This is a genomic window from Pseudomonas sp. X10 (assembly GCF_054889225.1).
Genome location: NZ_CM142677.1, coordinates 5,558,190 through 5,572,542, shown reverse-complemented (window position 1 = coordinate 5,572,542; position 14,353 = coordinate 5,558,190). Strand labels below are relative to the sequence as shown.

The following is a 14,353-nucleotide window of genomic DNA, read 5'->3' as shown; positions in this document are numbered from 1 at the left end:
GTGAAAGCACGCGGCGACGATGGCTGCCTGCGGCAGATCGTCGCTGTAAACGGGACGAAATAGATTAACACAGCGTTTGCGGCCTACGCGCGACGCCACAGCATAGGGAGATGGGATGAGTATTCGAGATTGGCCGCTAATGGAACGTCCGAGGGAGAAGCTGTTGGAACAGGGAGCGGCGAGCCTGTCGGATGCCGAGCTGCTGGCAATCTTTCTACGAACCGGGGTCAGTGGGCTCAGCGCTGTGGACCTTGCCCGCAATCTGCTCGGACGGTTCGGAGGGTTTCGCGGCCTGCTGGAGGCTGACCGCAAGGACTTCAATCGCGGACTGGGGTTGGGAACGGCAAAGTACGCGCAGTTGCAGGCCATCATGGAGTTGGCCCGGCGCCATTTGGCAGAAGGGCTGCAACGCGATTCCGCGCTGGAAAGCCCCGAGGCGGTGCGCCAGTACCTCAAGGCTCAACTGCGCCATGAGCCGCATGAAGTCTTCGGGTGTCTTTTTCTTGATGCCAAGCATCGCTCATTGGGCTTCGAGGCGTTGTTCCACGGGACCATCAACCAGGCCAGCGTACACCCGCGGCAAGTCGTGAGGCGGGCGCTCGCCAAGAACGCCGCAGCGTTGATCCTGTGTCACAACCACCCCTCCGGCGTGCCCGATCCTAGCCCGGATGACCTTCATGTGACTCTGGTGCTGAAGCAAGCACTGGGGCTTATCGACGTGCGCGTGCTCGATCACATCATCATCGGCGACGGCGAGCCGCTGTCGATGGTCGAGCACGGCTGGTTCAGCGCGACACCTTGACCGTGGCGAAGTCCTGACGGCCAAAGGGGCTCACCTGGTAGTCCTCGACCCCCTGGCGTATCAGAGCTGCCGCCGTCGGGTGCGCCAGCGGCAGCCACAGTGCCTGCTGCTGGATCAGCGCCTGGGCCTGCTGGTACAGGCGGCTGCGCACGCTCTGGTCACTGGTGGTGCGTCCGGCGTTGATCAACTGGTCAAGGCGGTTGTCGCAGTAGCGGGCGAAGTTGGTCCCGGACTTCACTGCCGAGCAGGCGAACTGCGGGGTCAGGAAGTTATCCGGGTCACCATTGTCACCGGCCCAGCCCATGAACAGCAGGTCGTGCTCGCCGGCCTTGGCCCGGCGGATCAACTCGCCCCATTCGATCACGCGGATCTCGGCCTTGATGCCGATTTTGGCCAGGTCGGCTTGCAGCATCTGTGCGCCGAGGCTGGGATTGGGGTTGAGTAGGCTGCCCGAGGGGCGGGTCCAGATCGTGGTGCTGAAGCCCTCGGGGAGGCCGGCCTTGGCCAGCAGCGCCTGGGCTTTTTTCAGGTCGGTGGGATAGCCGGGCAGGTCCTTGGCATAGCTCCAGGTATTGGGCGGGTAGGGGCCGTTGGCGGCAGTGGCGGTGTCTTCGAACACGGCCTTGAGGTAGTTCGGCTTGTCGAAGGCCAGGTTGATGGCCTGGCGTACTTCCGACTTGTCCAGTGGCGGGTGCTGGCTGTTGATGGCGACGAAGGCAGTCATGAAGGCGGGGGTACTTCCCACCTTCAGGTTGCTGTCCTTGGCAGCCTCGGCAATATCCAGCGGCTTGGGTGACAGGGCGATCTGGCACTCGTTGCGCTTGAGCTTCTGCAGGCGCACGTTGGCATCCGGAGTGATGGCATAGATCAGCGGGTCGACTGCAGGTTTGCCAGCGAAATAGTCAGGGTTGGCGCGGTAGCGGATCACCGCGTCCTTCTGGAAGCGGTTGAACACGAAGGGGCCGGTGCCGATGGGCTGGCTGTTGAGCTTCTCCGGGGTGCCGGCCTTGAGCAGCTTGTCGGCGTACTCGGCGGAGTAGATCGAAGCGAAGCCCATGCTCAGGGTGGCCAGGAACGTGGCGTCCGCATGGGTGAGGGTGAAGCGTACGCTCTGTGGGTCGGGGGCTTCGATCAGCTTGATCAGGCTCGGCAACTGCAGGGACTGGGCGTGTGGGTAGCCGCTCTGGGCGATCTTGTGCCAAGCGTGGGCGGGGTAGAGCATGCGTTGGAAACTGAACAGCACGTCATCGGCATCCAGCTCGCGGCTCGGCTTGAAATACGGCGTGCTGTGGAACTTCACTCCGGAGCGCAGCTTGAAGTCATAGACCAGGCCGTCCTCCGACACCGTCCAGCTTTCCGCCAGGCTGGGCACTACCTTGCCTTCCTGGGCATCGAACTCGACCAGGCGGTTCATCAGCACGTCGGCCGAGGCGTTGGTGGTGGTCAGTGAGTTGTATTGGACCACGTCGAAGCCTTCTGGGCTCGCTTCGGTGCAGACACTCAGGGCCGCGGCCTGGGTCATGGCCGAAGCGAACAGGGTGGTGAACAACAGGGGAAGGACAGCGGCACGCATGGTGACTCCTTGGCTGATCAATGGCCCATCTGCCAGTGCAGTCTGGAAACGTCCTACCCTAGTTCGCCGGCTAGCAAATGACCACACCCTTTTTTACAAATCCGGCGACGAGCGGTCGACAGTCCGTTGGCCTTGTCGCTATGCTGGCCGCGCGCACTCAGCCTCAGGGCAATGCACATCTTCTGTTGTTGTGGCGCAGTCTTTCTGGTATAAAGCAGCGCTCTTTTCTAGGGGCTCGACCTGTCGCTTTGATGGGCCTGGTCGATAAGACCCCCGGAAACACGGCGCCTGGCGCCAAAGACTGAGAGATTAAGCGGCCAACCCATGCCGGGTTGGGCATGTGGTTTTAGAGGGCTGAGGCATGTCGAGAGTCTGTCAAGTTACCGGTAAGGGTCCGGTAACCGGGAACAACATTTCCCACGCAAACAACAAAACCCGTCGTCGTTTCCTGCCGAACCTGCAGCACCATCGCTTCTGGGTCGAGTCCGAGAAGCGTTTCGTGCGTCTGCGCGTTTCCGCCAAGGGCATGCGTATCATCGACAAGCGCGGCATCGATGCCGTTCTGGTCGACATTCGCCGTAGCGGCGCCAAGGTCTAAGGGAGACAATCATGCGTGAATTGATCCGTCTGGTTTCGAGTGCTGGCACTGGCCACTTCTACACCACTGACAAGAACAAGCGCACTACTCCGGACAAGATCGAGATCAAGAAGTACGATCCGGTCGTCCGTAAGCACGTGATCTACAAGGAAGCCAAGATCAAGTAATTGATCGGCAACCAAAAAAACCCGCATCTTTGGATGCGGGTTTTTTTATGGGCACAAGAATCGCGGGATCAACCGAAGCGGAAGCCCTGGATGGCATCGTCCTCGTCCACGACGATCGTGATGCGCTGCAGGTCGTACTCACGGGTGGTGAATTCGCTGGGGCCTACTACACGCAGGCGGCCGGTCAGTTCGCTGATCGTGGCCTTGACGCTCGGTTCGTAAGGGGTGCCGATCAACGTTTCCAAGGCTTGCAGGGCTTCTTCATTGGTCATGGTCTGACTCCTTTCATGAGTGATTACCCGTATGGGCCAGGCCATGTTCGCGAGGGCCGCTCCTGCGCCTGCGGTATCTATTACTTCTGCTCGAACATCACGTAGATCTTGCGGCAAGGCTCCAGCACTTCCCAGGTGCCCTTGAAGCCTGCCGGAATGACGAAGCGATCCCCAGTGCGCAGGGTCTTGGCGCTGCCGGCCTCATCGCGCAGCACCGATACCCCCTGGACGATCTCGCAATACTCGTGCTCGGTGTAGTTCACCGTCCATTGACCGACGGCCCCTTCCCAGACACCGGCGGCAAATTGGCCGCAAGGGCTCGAATAGTGGTTGTAGACTGCTTGGTCCGGGTCGCCCTTGAGGATCTTCTCCGCTGCCGGACGGTAGCGTTCGGCTTCGGTGATGGCCTGGGCAAAGTCTATGATCTGGTCGATGCTCATGGTGTGTCCCTTTTATTGTTTAATAAAATGCACATCAGTAGGCTTTTGGGCCGCTCGTGTCAAATATATTGATAGTTGGCATTGGGTGGTTTAGGGTGGCGGTTGCCTGTGCGTCTTCGTCGCCCGGCCAGAATTTTTGACAGCGCCCGTGAGTCCTCAGTGCGGCGTTGCACTTTTACAAGAGAGGAGTTTCGTATGACCACCCTGACTCGTGCGGACTGGGAACAGCGTGCCCAACAATTGAAGATCGAAGGCCGTGCCTTCATCAATGGCGAATACACCGATGCTGCCTCCGGCGAAACCTTCGAGTGCCTGAGCCCGGTCGATGGGCGTTTCCTGGCCAAGGTCGCCAGCTGTGACGCCGCCGATGCCCAGCGCGCGGTGGAAAACGCCCGCGCCACCTTCGACTCGGGCGTCTGGTCGCGTCAGGCCCCGGCCAAGCGCAAGGCGACGCTGATCCGCTTTGCCAACCTGCTGCGTCAGAACGTCGAGGAGCTGGCCCTGCTGGAAACCCTGGACATGGGCAAGCCGATCAGCGACTCCTCCAGCATTGACGTTCCGGGTGCCGCCCAGGCGCTGCATTGGACTGCTGAAGCCATCGACAAGGTTTACGACGAGGTCGCTCCGACCCCGCACGACCAGCTTGGCCTGGTGACCCGCGAGCCAGTGGGTGTGGTCGCGGCTATCGTACCGTGGAACTTCCCACTGCTGATGGCCAGCTGGAAGCTGGGCCCGGCCCTGGCAACTGGCAACTCGGTGGTGCTAAAGCCGTCCGAGAAATCTCCGCTGACCGCCATCCGTATCGCTCAGTTGGCGATTGAGGCAGGTATCCCGGCGGGCGTGCTCAACGTACTGCCAGGTTATGGCCACACCGTCGGCAAGGCCCTGGCCCTGCACATGGACGTCGATACCCTGGTGTTCACCGGCTCGACCAAGATCGCCAAGCAACTGATGATCTACGCGGGCGAGTCGAACATGAAGCGCGTCTGGCTGGAAGCAGGCGGCAAGAGCCCGAACATCGTCTTTGCCGACGCCCCTGACCTGAAGGCCGCCGCCGAAGCCGCCGCCAGTGCCATCGCCTTCAACCAGGGCGAAGTCTGCACCGCCGGTTCGCGCTTGCTGGTCGAGCGCTCGATCAAGGACCAGTTCCTGCCGCTGGTGCTGGAAGCCCTGAAAGGCTGGAAGCCGGGCAATCCGCTGGACCCGGAGACCACCGTCGGCGCGCTGGTCGATACCCAGCAGATGAACACCGTGCTGTCCTACATCGAAGCGGGCCACACTGATGGCGCCAAGCTGTTGGTCGGTGGCAAGCGCACCTTGGAAGAAACCGGCGGCACCTACGTCGAACCGACTATCTTCGACGGCGTGAACAACGCCATGCGCATCGCCAAGGAAGAGATTTTCGGCCCGGTACTGTCGGTGCTGACCTTCGACACGGCCGAAGAAGCCATCGCCATCGCCAACGACACCCCGTACGGCTTGGCCGCTGGTGTCTGGACCGCCGATATCTCCAAGGCGCACCTGACCGCCCGCGCCCTGCGTGCTGGCAGCGTGTGGGTCAACCAGTACGACGGCGGTGACATGACTGCGCCGTTCGGCGGCTTCAAGCAGTCGGGCAACGGCCGCGACAAATCGCTGCATGCGCTGGAGAAGTACACCGAGCTGAAAGCCACCTGGATCAAGCTGTAAGCCTGATCGCTGTTGGCTGACACAGCCGGGCCGGCGCATGCCGTCCCGGCTGTGTCGTTTCTGCTGTATGAGGTCTGGGAGGCCGAGATGCGTTGGGGAACCTATTTCGCTGTGCTGGCATCGGTGCTCAGTGTCGGGTTGGCGCTGGGCGTGAGCATGCCGCTGGTGTCCTTGCGCCTGGAGGCGTGGGGTTACGGCGGGTTCGCGATTGGGGTGATGGCGGCCATGCCGGCCATTGGTGTCTTGCTGGGTGCCAGCCTGTCCAGCCGACTGGCCGGTTGGGTTGGCGTGCCGGCTGCCATGCGTCTGTGCCTGTGGGGTGGAGCGCTGTCCATCGGCCTGTTGGCGCTGTTGCCCAGCTATCCGCTGTGGTTGGTGCTGCGCCTGCTGATCGGCATGGCCCTGACGGTGGTCTTCATCCTCGGCGAAAGCTGGATCAACCAATTAGTGGTGGAGCACTGGCGCGGCCGGTTGGTGGCGTTGTATGGCAGCAGTTATGCCCTGAGCCAGTTGGCCGGCCCGCTGGTACTTGGTTTTCTGGGTTCGGAGGACGACTTCGGTTTCTGGGCAGCGACTGGCTTGCTGATCTGCGCGCCTCTGTTGCTTCTGGGGCGCGGCGGCGCGCCGAGTACCGAAGCCTACAGCGTCACGCTTGGCGATCTGGTCGGTTTCTGCCGGCGCCTGCCGGTGATCGCTTGGGCGATCGCCCTGTTCGCCGCCTTCGAGGCGATGATCCTCACCCTTTTGCCGGTGTACTGCCTGCAACAGGGCTTCACTACGGAAGTGGCCTTGTTCATGGTCAGTACCGTGGTGGTCGGTGATGCCGTGCTGCAGTTGCCGATCGGTGCGCTGGCTGACCGCATGTCGCGGCGCACGCTGTTCAGCGGTTGTGCGTTGACCTTGCTGTTCTCCAGCCTGGCGATCCCCGTGCTCTTGCATACCCCGGCGATCTGGCCGTTGTGGGTGCTGTTCGGTGCCAGTGCCGGCGGTTTGTTCACCTTGTCGTTGGTACTGATCGGTGAGCGCTACCGGGATGATGCGCTGGTGCGCGCCAACGCCCATGTGGCGCAGCTCTGGGGTATCGGTTGCCTGCTTGGCCCTCTGCTGGCAGGCGCAGGCAGCCAGTGGGTCAGCGGGCATGCGTTGCCGTTGCTGATGGCGGCGGGTGCGTTCGGCCTGGTGCTGCTGACCCGGCGCCGGGATGCTTTCGAGCCTGCTGCGACATGATTCTGGAGCGGGGCTTTCGCCGCATGGTGGTGCTTAGCCGTTCCTCTACAGCATCTTCTCCAGCCCGACCGCCTTGCTGATCCAGGCATTGAAGCGGCGCCAGAAACCTCCAGGCTCGGTAGTCAGGGTGTGGAGCCGCTCGTTGTCCTCGGTGACCCACACCAGTTTGCCGTCGACCAGCCGCGGCTGGTAACTCAGGGACGGCGCCATGCCCTGGACCGCAAGGTCGCGGGTGTATTCGGCCAGTTCCGGGCTGTCCACCATCACGCCGACCTCGGTGTTCCACAGCACCGAGCGCGGGTCGAAGTTGAACGAGCCAATGAAGGTCTTGCGCCGGTCGAAGACGATGGCCTTGCTGTGCAGGCTGGAGTCGGAACTGCCGTGAAACCTCAAGCCACGGCTTGCGCTGGGGTCGCCGGGCTGGCGGCGCAGTTCGTAGAGCTGCACCCCATGCTCCAGCAGGGCCCGCCGGTATGGGGCATAGCCACCGTGCACTGCCGGTACGTCGGTGGCTTCCAGGGAGTTGGTCAGCAGCTTGACCGAGATGCCAGCGTCGGCGTGGCTGGTCAGGTAGAGCAACCCGGACTCGCCGGGCACGAAGTAGGCCGACACCAGGATTAGTTCGTGACGGACATTTTTCAGGTCCGGGGCCAACTGCTGGGTCATCAGCAGATTCGGGTCCGGTTCATCGAGGGCCAGGACTTTGCTTGGCGCATCCCATAGCGCTTGGCCGTGGGCCCAGATCAGTTCATTGCGCCAGACATCCAGGCGTGGCCGTGATTGGTAGGCCATCAAGCGGTCATACAGCCTCTTGCGCTTGATTCGCGCCTCGGCCAGGGACACTTCCAGACGGCGGCGGCTTTCGCGCAGGTCGCGGGCGTCCGGCTGGCGCCAGAGGAAGTCGCCGATGGGACGGCTCAGGGCGCTGTTCCAGTATTGGTCGAAACTGTGCCCCAGTTGTTCGGCCACAGGTCCTACCCCGAGCAGGTCGATATCGGTGAAGTTCAGGTTGGGTTCGGCGTCGAAATATTCATCACCCAGATTGCGCCCGCCGACGATGGCCATGCTGTTGTCCACCAGGAACAGCTTGTTGTGCATGCGCCGGTGTTGTCGCGACAGGTTGAACAACCGGCCCATGGTGCGGGTGACGCCGGTACTGCGGCCCAGATGCAGCGGGTTGAATACGCGGATGTGGATATTCGGGTGGGCGGCCAGTGTGCCCATCAAGGTGTCCAGGCCGTCGCTGGTGGTGTCATCGAGCAGGATACGCACGCGCACGCCGCGGTCGGCCGCACGCAGCAGCTCGTGGACCAGCGCGCGGGTGCTCAGCCCGTCGTGGACGATGTAGTACTGCAGGTCGATGCTTCCTTGAGCGTTGCGGATCAGCTCGGCCCGGGCGCGGAAGGCCTCGGTGCTATGGGACAGCAGACGAAATCCGGAACGTCCTTCATAAGGCGCCGCCTGGCGCTGTACGGAACGACCGAAGGCCGAATCGTTGGCCGACAGGGCCTGGCTGACTTCACGGGGTGTGTCGATGCTGGCGCAGCCGGTGAGGCCGAGCAGAAGCGCCAGCAGCAGAGGCAGAGCTCGCTGGAGTCTCAAGGGCGGATCGTCCTGTACAGCAAAAGCCTATGGATATGGACCGCGTAGGGCGGCGCAAAGTTACCTGCCGTTTTCGTCCTCGGCCAGTAGACGAACGGCGGTTTCACCAACCTTACGCACGGCCGCTTCGATTTCAGGGGTGGGACGTGAGGCGAAGTTCATACGCAGGCAGTTACGGTACTTGCCCGACGCCGAGAAGATACTGCCCACAGCGATCTGTACCCCTTGCTCCAGTAAAGCCCGGTTCAGGCGCAGGGTGTCGAAACTTTCCGGCAGTTCGACCCAGAGCATGAAGCCGCCCTGGGGGCGGCTGGCGCGGGTGCCCGGTGGGAAGTAACGGGTCACCCAGTCGCTCATCTGGTCGCGGCTGCGCTGGTACTGACTGCGCATGCGCCGCAGGTGCGGCTGGTAGTGGCCGCCCTCGATGAAGTCAGCGATAGCTAGCTGTGGCTGGGTGGCTGTGCTGCCGGTGCTGATGTACTTCATGTGCAGTACCCGTTCCAGGTAGCGCCCTGGCGCTACCCAGCCGATGCGCAAGCCGGGGGCGAGCGTCTTGGAAAAAGAGCTGCACAGCAGTACGCGGCCATCGTCGTCGAACGACTTGATGGTTCGCGGGCGCGGGTAGGTGTAGGCCAGGTCGCCGTAGACATCATCCTCGAGGATCGCCACGTCGAAGCGCTGCGCCAGGGTCAGCAGGGCCTTTTTGCGCGCCTCGGGCATGATGTAGCCGAGAGGGTTGTTGCAGCTGGGCGTGATCTGGATCAGCTTGATTGGCCACTGCTCCAAGGCCAGTTCCAGTGCTTCCAGGCTGATGCCGGTCAGCGGATCGGTGGGGATCTCCAACGCCTTCATGCCCAGGCCCTTGAGGGTCTGCATGGCGCCGTGGAAGCTGGGCGAGTCGACCGCGACGATATCGCCAGGTTGGCAGGTGGCGCGGATGCTGGTGGACAGGGCCTCGTGGCAACCGGTGGTCACGACCAGGTCATTGGGCCCCAGGTGGCAGCCGGAATCGAGCATCAGCCGGGCAATCTGCGCGCGTAGGGCCAGGGTGCCGTGGATGTTGTCGTAGTACAGGCCAGGCATGTCCTGGCGCCGGCTGAGCTGGGCCAGGCTGCGCAACAGGGGTTTGAGGGTCGGGCTGTCGATGTCGGGCATGCCGCGCCCGAGTTGGATCACGTCCTGGTGAGGCGTGCTGCGCACCAGTTCCAGCACTTGTTCCCATTGCGAGATATCCACAGGCCGTTGGGCGGGACGGCTGATGGCGGGCAGGGCCGGCAGGTGGCGGGTTTCCGGGACGAAGTAGCCGGATTTAGGTCGTGGGGCGACCAGGCCGTTGTCCTCCAGCAGGCGGTAGGCCTGCTGGACGGTGCTCAGGCTGACACCGTGTTCAACACTCAGGGCGCGCACCGAGGGCAGGCGCTCACCAGGGCGGTACAGGCCCTGTTCGATGCGTGCGCCGAGCAGTTCGGCGAGGTTGATATAGAGCGTCACAGGTATACTCCTGTGCTGTCGACGACAGCGACCAGTACAGATGAAGCCAAAATACAGCATTCAGTGGTGTAATCACCAATTCTGTATGGAAATAATAAAGCTGTATTGGATCTGTATTGTTCGGGTGCCGGGCGCGCATGCTTTCCCCAGAGTCAACTTGCCTGGAGAACACTGCGATGAACGGCTTGAGCGATGTGCGCTTGCAACTGCAAGGTGAAGAACAATCACAGCTCTACAGCGCCCCTGTGGGGTTGGGGCTCTGGGGCCTGATGCTGCACCGCTGGCGCACTCGTCGGGCGCTGTTGCAGCTGAGTGACGCGCAGTTGCGAGATGTTGGCCTGACCTGGGAGCAGGCGCGTGGGGAAGGGCGTAAGCCCTTCTGGCGAGCCTAGAGCAGCTCCTTGAGCCGGTGCCAGAGCATCCCCAGGGCCAGCAGCGGCGAGCGTAGGTGCTGACCGCCGGGGAAGGTCACGTGGGGTACCCGGGCAAACAGGTCGAAGCGGCCGCTTTCCTGGCCACTGATGGCTTCACCGAGCAGGCGTGCGGCCAAGTGCGTGGCATTCACGCCGTGACCCGAGTAGGCCTGGGCGAAGTAGACGTTCGGTTGGCTGGCGAGTCGGCCGATCTGCGGCAGGCGGTTGGCACCGATGCCGATCATGCCGCCCCACTGGTAGTCGAGGCGCACATTGGCCAGCTGTGGGAACACCTTGAGCATCTTGGGCCGCATGTAGGCGGCGATGTCCCGTGGATCGCGGCCCGAGTAATGGCAGGCGCCACCGAACAGCAGGCGGCGGTCGGCCGACAGGCGATAGTAGTCCAGGGCCACGCGCTGGTCGCATACCGCCATGTTCTGTGGTAGCAACTGCCTGGCGAGCGTTTCATCCAGGGGCTCGGTGGCGATGATGTAGCTGCCTGCCGGCAGGACCTTGCCGCCAAGTTCAGGGTTCAGGTCGTTGAGGTAGGCGTTGCAGCACAGGACTAGGGTCTTGGCGCGGACCCGGCCGTGGGCGGTATGCACCTGCACCTGTGGGCCGTAGTCGATTCGGGTGACCGCCGATCCCTCGAACAGTTGCGCGCCCAGGCGGCTAGCCACGGCCGCTTCGCCGAGGGCCAGGTTGAGTGGATGCAGGTGGCCCGAGCCCATGTCGACCAGGCCGCCGACGTAGCGGTCGGAGCCGACCACGCTGTGGATCTGTTCAGCCGGTACCAGGCGCAGTTCATGGCGGTAGCCCAGGCTGCGCAATTCCTCGGCGTCCTCCTTGAAACCCTCCAGGTCACGCGGCTTGTTGGCCAGGTCACAGTAGCCCCAGGTCAGGTCGCACTCGATGGCGTGGCGTTCGATGCGTGCGCGGACGATGTCCACTGCTTCCAGGCCCATCAGCTTGAGGCTGCGCACCCCGTCTTCACCGAGCAACGGCAGGAACTGCTCCAGCCCATGGCCGACCCCGCGGATCAATTGACCACCGTTGCGTCCACTGGCGCCCCAGCCGATCTTGTGTGCTTCCAGCAGGGTGACCGTGAAACCACGTTCGGTGAGCTCGATGGCCGTGTTGAGCCCTGAGTAGCCACCGCCGACGATGCACACATCGCAACTATGCTCGCCCTCGAGCTGCGGATAATCCGGCTGGGGCGCACTGCTGGCGGCATAGTAGGAAGCGGCGTGGGGCGCGCTGGGTTTCATCGGGGCGTCCTGATCAGGGTGTTCGGAAAATTCGACGCAGGATAAGCCGTGCTTCCAAGGCCCGGCAACCGATCCTCGCTCGGGGGGCAACCGGGCTGCCCCCCCCAATTGGCCTCGATGGCCAGCGCTGGGGCACAATGGGCGCCTGTCCTTTGCCTGTGTCCACTGTCATGAGCTGTAACCGCCACAAGATCCTCTTCCTGCGCGAGCTGATTCCCTCGTTCGAATGCGAGCCGGGCTGTCATGACTGCTGCGGGCCGGTCACCACCTCGACAGAGGAAATGGCCCGTTTGCCGCGCAAGAGCCAGGCCGAGCAGGAGGCCGCTCTGGAGCGGCTGGATTGCGTGCACCTTGGCCCGCAAGGTTGCACCGTGTATGAGGACAGGCCGCTGATCTGCCGCCTGTTCGGTACCACGCCCCGGTTGGCGTGCCCGCGTGGCCGCGGGCCGGAGACGATGATCGAGCCCGAGGCCGAGCAACTGGTGCACCAGTACATCGCCAGCACTCGGCAAGTGCTGGTCTGAGCCTCAGTCCGGGACCGGCAGGTTGAGGCTTTCCTTCACCTCTTCCATGACGATGTAGCTCTTCGACTCACGCACATGCGGCAGCTTGAGCAGGATGTCACCCAGTAGCTTGCGGTAGGAGGCCATCTCCGAGATCCGCGCTTTCACCAGGTAGTCGAAATCACCAGACACCAAGTGGCATTCCAGCACGTGGGGCAGCTTGAGCACTGCGCGGCGGAACTCTTCGAAAGTGTCGCCTGACTTGTAGTCCAGGCTGATCTCGACGAAGACCAGCAAGCTGCCCTTGAGGTGCTGCGGATTGAGTCGGGCGTTGTAGCCCATGATGATCCCTTCGCGCTCCAGACGCCGGACCCGCTCGGTGCAGGGGGTGGTCGAGAGGCCGACCTTTTCGCCCAGTTCGGTGAACGAGATACGTCCGTCAGCCTGCAGGATGCGCAGGATATTGCGGTCGATCTTGTCCAGTTCACGTTTACTTTGATGCTGGGTTCTCATAGTGGATGCCCCTCCATAAAAGGCAACTTTGCCGAGAATTCTCGCCAAATATAGGCCTTTATATAGTGAAAAGCACTGGCCTGTCGTCCCTATACTGCGCCCATCCATGCCATTTCAACAAAAGTCTGCGGTACGCCGCGTGCGAGGGATAACAACATGCGAGTTCTGGTGCTTGGTAGCGGTGTGATCGGAACCGCCAGTGCCTATTATCTGGCCCGGCAAGGTTTCGAAGTCGTGGTGGTCGACCGTCAGCCAGCGGTGGCGATGGAAACCAGTTTTGCCAACGCCGGCCAGATCTCGCCGGGTTATGCCTCGCCCTGGGCCGCGCCGGGCGTGCCGCTCAAGGCCATCAAGTGGCTGCTCGAGCGCCATGCGCCGCTGGCCATCAAGGCTACCGCCGACGTCGACCAGTACCTGTGGATGGCGCAGATGCTGCGCAACTGCACGGCCAACCGTTATGCGGTGAACAAGGAGCGCATGGTTCGCCTGTCCGAGTACAGCCGTGACTGCCTCGACGAACTGCGCGCTGAAACCGGCATCGCCTACGAAAGCCGTACTCTTGGCACCACCCAGCTGTTCCGGACCCAGGCGCAACTGGATGCCGCGGCCAAGGACATCGCCGTACTGGAGCAGTCCGGTGTGCCTTACGAAGTGCTGGACCGCGATGGCATCGCCCGCGTTGAGCCAGCCTTGGCTAACGTCAAGGACATCCTTGCCGGTGCCTTGCGCCTGCCCAATGACCAGACCGGCGACTGCCAGCTGTTCACCACCCGCTTGGCGGAGATGGCGGTCAAGCTGGGCGTCGAGTTCCGCTTCGGCCAAAACATCCAGCGCCTGGATTTCGCCGGCGACCGCATCAACGGTGTGTGGGTCGACGGCAAGCTGGAAACCGCCGACCGCTACGTGCTGGCCCTGGGCAGTTACTCGCCGCAAATGCTCAAGCCGCTGGGCATCAAGGCCCCGGTCTATCCGCTCAAAGGCTATTCGCTGACCGTGCCGATCACCGACGCGGCAATGGCGCCAAGCTCGACCATCCTCGATGAAACCTACAAGGTCGCCATCACCCGTTTCGACAACCGCATCCGTGTCGGTGGCATGGCCGAGATCGCCGGTTTTGACCTGTCGCTGAATCCGCGTCGACGTGAAACGCTGGAGATGATCGTCAACGATCTTTATCCTCGCGGTGGCGACCTGAGCCAGGCCAGTTTCTGGACCGGTCTGCGCCCGGCCACTCCCGATGGCACGCCGATCGTTGGGGCCACGTCGTTCCGTAACCTGTTCCTCAATACCGGTCACGGTACCTTGGGCTGGACCATGGCCTGTGGCTCTGGCCGCCTGCTGGCCGACCTGATCGCGCGCAAGAAGCCGCAGATCAGCGCCGAAGGCCTCGATATTTCTCGCTACGGAAACAACCAGGAGATTGCAACGCATGCCAATCCAGCGCCAGCTCACCAATGAGCGCATGAGCCAGATCGTCATCCACAACGGCACCGTCTACCTGGCGGGCCAGGTCGGTGACGACATGAACGCCGGGATCGAGCAGCAGACCCGCGAGACCCTGGCCAACATCGAGCGCCTGCTGGACCAGGCGGGTACCGACAAGACCCGTATCCTCTCGGTGACCATCTACCTGAAGGACATCGATGCGCACTTCCAGGGCATGAACGCCGTCTGGGACCAGTGGCTGCCCCAGGGCGTCGCGCCAGCCCGCGCCACGGTCGAGGCCAAGCTGTGCGAACCGGAAATCCTCGTTGAATTGTCGGTGGTCGCCGCACTGCCGTAAACCGCTCCCTCA

16 protein-coding genes are annotated in these 14,353 nt (G+C 62.7%); 9 read left to right on the top strand and 7 right to left on the bottom strand.

All coding sequences use genetic code 11. The features are described from left to right. Nucleotides 1-115: 115 nt before the first annotated feature. Nucleotides 116-802, top strand: a complete 687-nt coding sequence (gene radC, locus ACYU03_RS25350) for a RadC family protein (protein ID WP_461887340.1) — start codon at nucleotides 116-118, stop codon at nucleotides 800-802. Here radC and ACYU03_RS25345 read toward each other — a convergent pair. Continuing rightward, nucleotides 786-2,375, bottom strand: a complete 1,590-nt coding sequence (locus ACYU03_RS25345) for an ABC transporter substrate-binding protein (protein ID WP_461887339.1) — start codon at nucleotides 2,373-2,375, stop codon at nucleotides 786-788. The two genes, radC and ACYU03_RS25345, sit on opposite strands and share 17 nt — an antisense overlap. A gap of 361 nt (nucleotides 2,376-2,736) precedes the next feature. On the opposite strand from ACYU03_RS25345, the gene rpmB reads away from it, so the two are divergent. Together rpmB and rpmG are read left to right on the top strand one after the other, a co-directional pair. After that, the gene (gene rpmB, locus ACYU03_RS25340; RefSeq protein WP_461887338.1) at nucleotides 2,737-2,973 is read left to right on the top strand and encodes a 50S ribosomal protein L28; all 237 of its coding nucleotides are present in this window, start codon (nucleotides 2,737-2,739) and stop codon (nucleotides 2,971-2,973) included. An 11-nt stretch (nucleotides 2,974-2,984) separates the two neighbouring features. Then, complete coding sequence (rpmG, locus tag ACYU03_RS25335) at nucleotides 2,985-3,140, top strand: 50S ribosomal protein L33 (protein ID WP_012703270.1); 156 nt, start codon at nucleotides 2,985-2,987, stop codon at nucleotides 3,138-3,140. A gap of 68 nt (nucleotides 3,141-3,208) precedes the next feature. Here rpmG and ACYU03_RS25330 read toward each other — a convergent pair whose 3' ends face one another. Continuing rightward, entirely contained in the window at nucleotides 3,209-3,412 is a 204-nt protein-coding gene (locus tag ACYU03_RS25330; protein WP_461887337.1) for an I78 family peptidase inhibitor, read from the bottom strand. A gap of 80 nt (nucleotides 3,413-3,492) precedes the next feature. Then, nucleotides 3,493-3,852 carry a cupin domain-containing protein gene (locus ACYU03_RS25325; RefSeq protein WP_461887336.1) on the bottom strand — a complete coding sequence of 120 codons (360 nt, stop codon included), beginning with the start codon at nucleotides 3,850-3,852 and terminating at the stop codon, nucleotides 3,493-3,495. A gap of 195 nt (nucleotides 3,853-4,047) precedes the next feature. On the opposite strand from ACYU03_RS25325, the gene ACYU03_RS25320 reads away from it, so the two are divergent. Both ACYU03_RS25320 and ACYU03_RS25315 read left to right on the top strand, forming a co-directional pair. Continuing rightward, on the top strand, nucleotides 4,048-5,541 hold the full coding sequence (locus ACYU03_RS25320) for an aldehyde dehydrogenase (RefSeq protein WP_461887335.1): 1,494 nt from the start codon (nucleotides 4,048-4,050) through the stop codon (nucleotides 5,539-5,541). A gap of 87 nt (nucleotides 5,542-5,628) precedes the next feature. After that, nucleotides 5,629-6,768 carry an MFS transporter gene (locus ACYU03_RS25315; protein WP_461887334.1) on the top strand — a complete coding sequence of 380 codons (1,140 nt, stop codon included), beginning with the start codon at nucleotides 5,629-5,631 and terminating at the stop codon, nucleotides 6,766-6,768. Between the two features lie 45 nt (nucleotides 6,769-6,813). On the opposite strand, the gene ACYU03_RS25310 is transcribed toward ACYU03_RS25315, so the two are convergent. After that, complete coding sequence (locus ACYU03_RS25310; protein ID WP_461887333.1) at nucleotides 6,814-8,370, bottom strand: phospholipase D family protein; 1,557 nt, start codon at nucleotides 8,368-8,370, stop codon at nucleotides 6,814-6,816. A gap of 60 nt (nucleotides 8,371-8,430) precedes the next feature. After that, complete coding sequence (locus ACYU03_RS25305) at nucleotides 8,431-9,861, bottom strand: aminotransferase-like domain-containing protein (protein ID WP_461887332.1); 1,431 nt, start codon at nucleotides 9,859-9,861, stop codon at nucleotides 8,431-8,433. A 176-nt stretch (nucleotides 9,862-10,037) separates the two neighbouring features. Here ACYU03_RS25305 and ACYU03_RS25300 point away from each other — a divergent pair, with 176 nt between their 5' ends. Beyond that, nucleotides 10,038-10,253, top strand: coding sequence for a DUF1127 domain-containing protein (locus tag ACYU03_RS25300; protein ID WP_461887331.1), 216 nt, complete (start codon nucleotides 10,038-10,040; stop codon nucleotides 10,251-10,253). Here ACYU03_RS25300 and ACYU03_RS25295 read toward each other — a convergent pair. Beyond that, on the bottom strand, nucleotides 10,250-11,542 hold the full coding sequence (locus ACYU03_RS25295) for an NAD(P)/FAD-dependent oxidoreductase (protein WP_461887330.1): 1,293 nt from the start codon (nucleotides 11,540-11,542) through the stop codon (nucleotides 10,250-10,252). The two genes, ACYU03_RS25300 and ACYU03_RS25295, sit on opposite strands and share 4 nt — an antisense overlap. Before the next feature lie 170 nt (nucleotides 11,543-11,712). Between ACYU03_RS25295 and ACYU03_RS25290 the strand changes: the two genes are divergently transcribed. Next, complete coding sequence (locus tag ACYU03_RS25290; RefSeq protein WP_461887329.1) at nucleotides 11,713-12,066, top strand: YkgJ family cysteine cluster protein; 354 nt, start codon at nucleotides 11,713-11,715, stop codon at nucleotides 12,064-12,066. A 3-nt stretch (nucleotides 12,067-12,069) separates the two neighbouring features. Here the strand turns inward: ACYU03_RS25290 and dadR are convergent, their stop codons facing one another. Continuing rightward, nucleotides 12,070-12,558, bottom strand: a complete 489-nt coding sequence (dadR, locus tag ACYU03_RS25285) for a transcriptional regulator DadR (RefSeq protein WP_461887328.1) — start codon at nucleotides 12,556-12,558, stop codon at nucleotides 12,070-12,072. Between the two features lie 156 nt (nucleotides 12,559-12,714). Between dadR and dadA the strand changes: the two genes are divergently transcribed. Beyond that, entirely contained in the window at nucleotides 12,715-14,016 is a 1,302-nt protein-coding gene (gene dadA / locus ACYU03_RS25280; protein WP_461887327.1) for a D-amino acid dehydrogenase, read from the top strand. Then, nucleotides 13,988-14,341 (top strand): RidA family protein, encoded by a 354-nt coding sequence (locus ACYU03_RS25275; protein ID WP_461887326.1) that lies wholly within the window; start codon nucleotides 13,988-13,990, stop codon nucleotides 14,339-14,341. Before dadA ends, ACYU03_RS25275 begins: the two co-directional genes overlap by 29 nt. Nucleotides 14,342-14,353 lie beyond the last annotated feature (12 nt).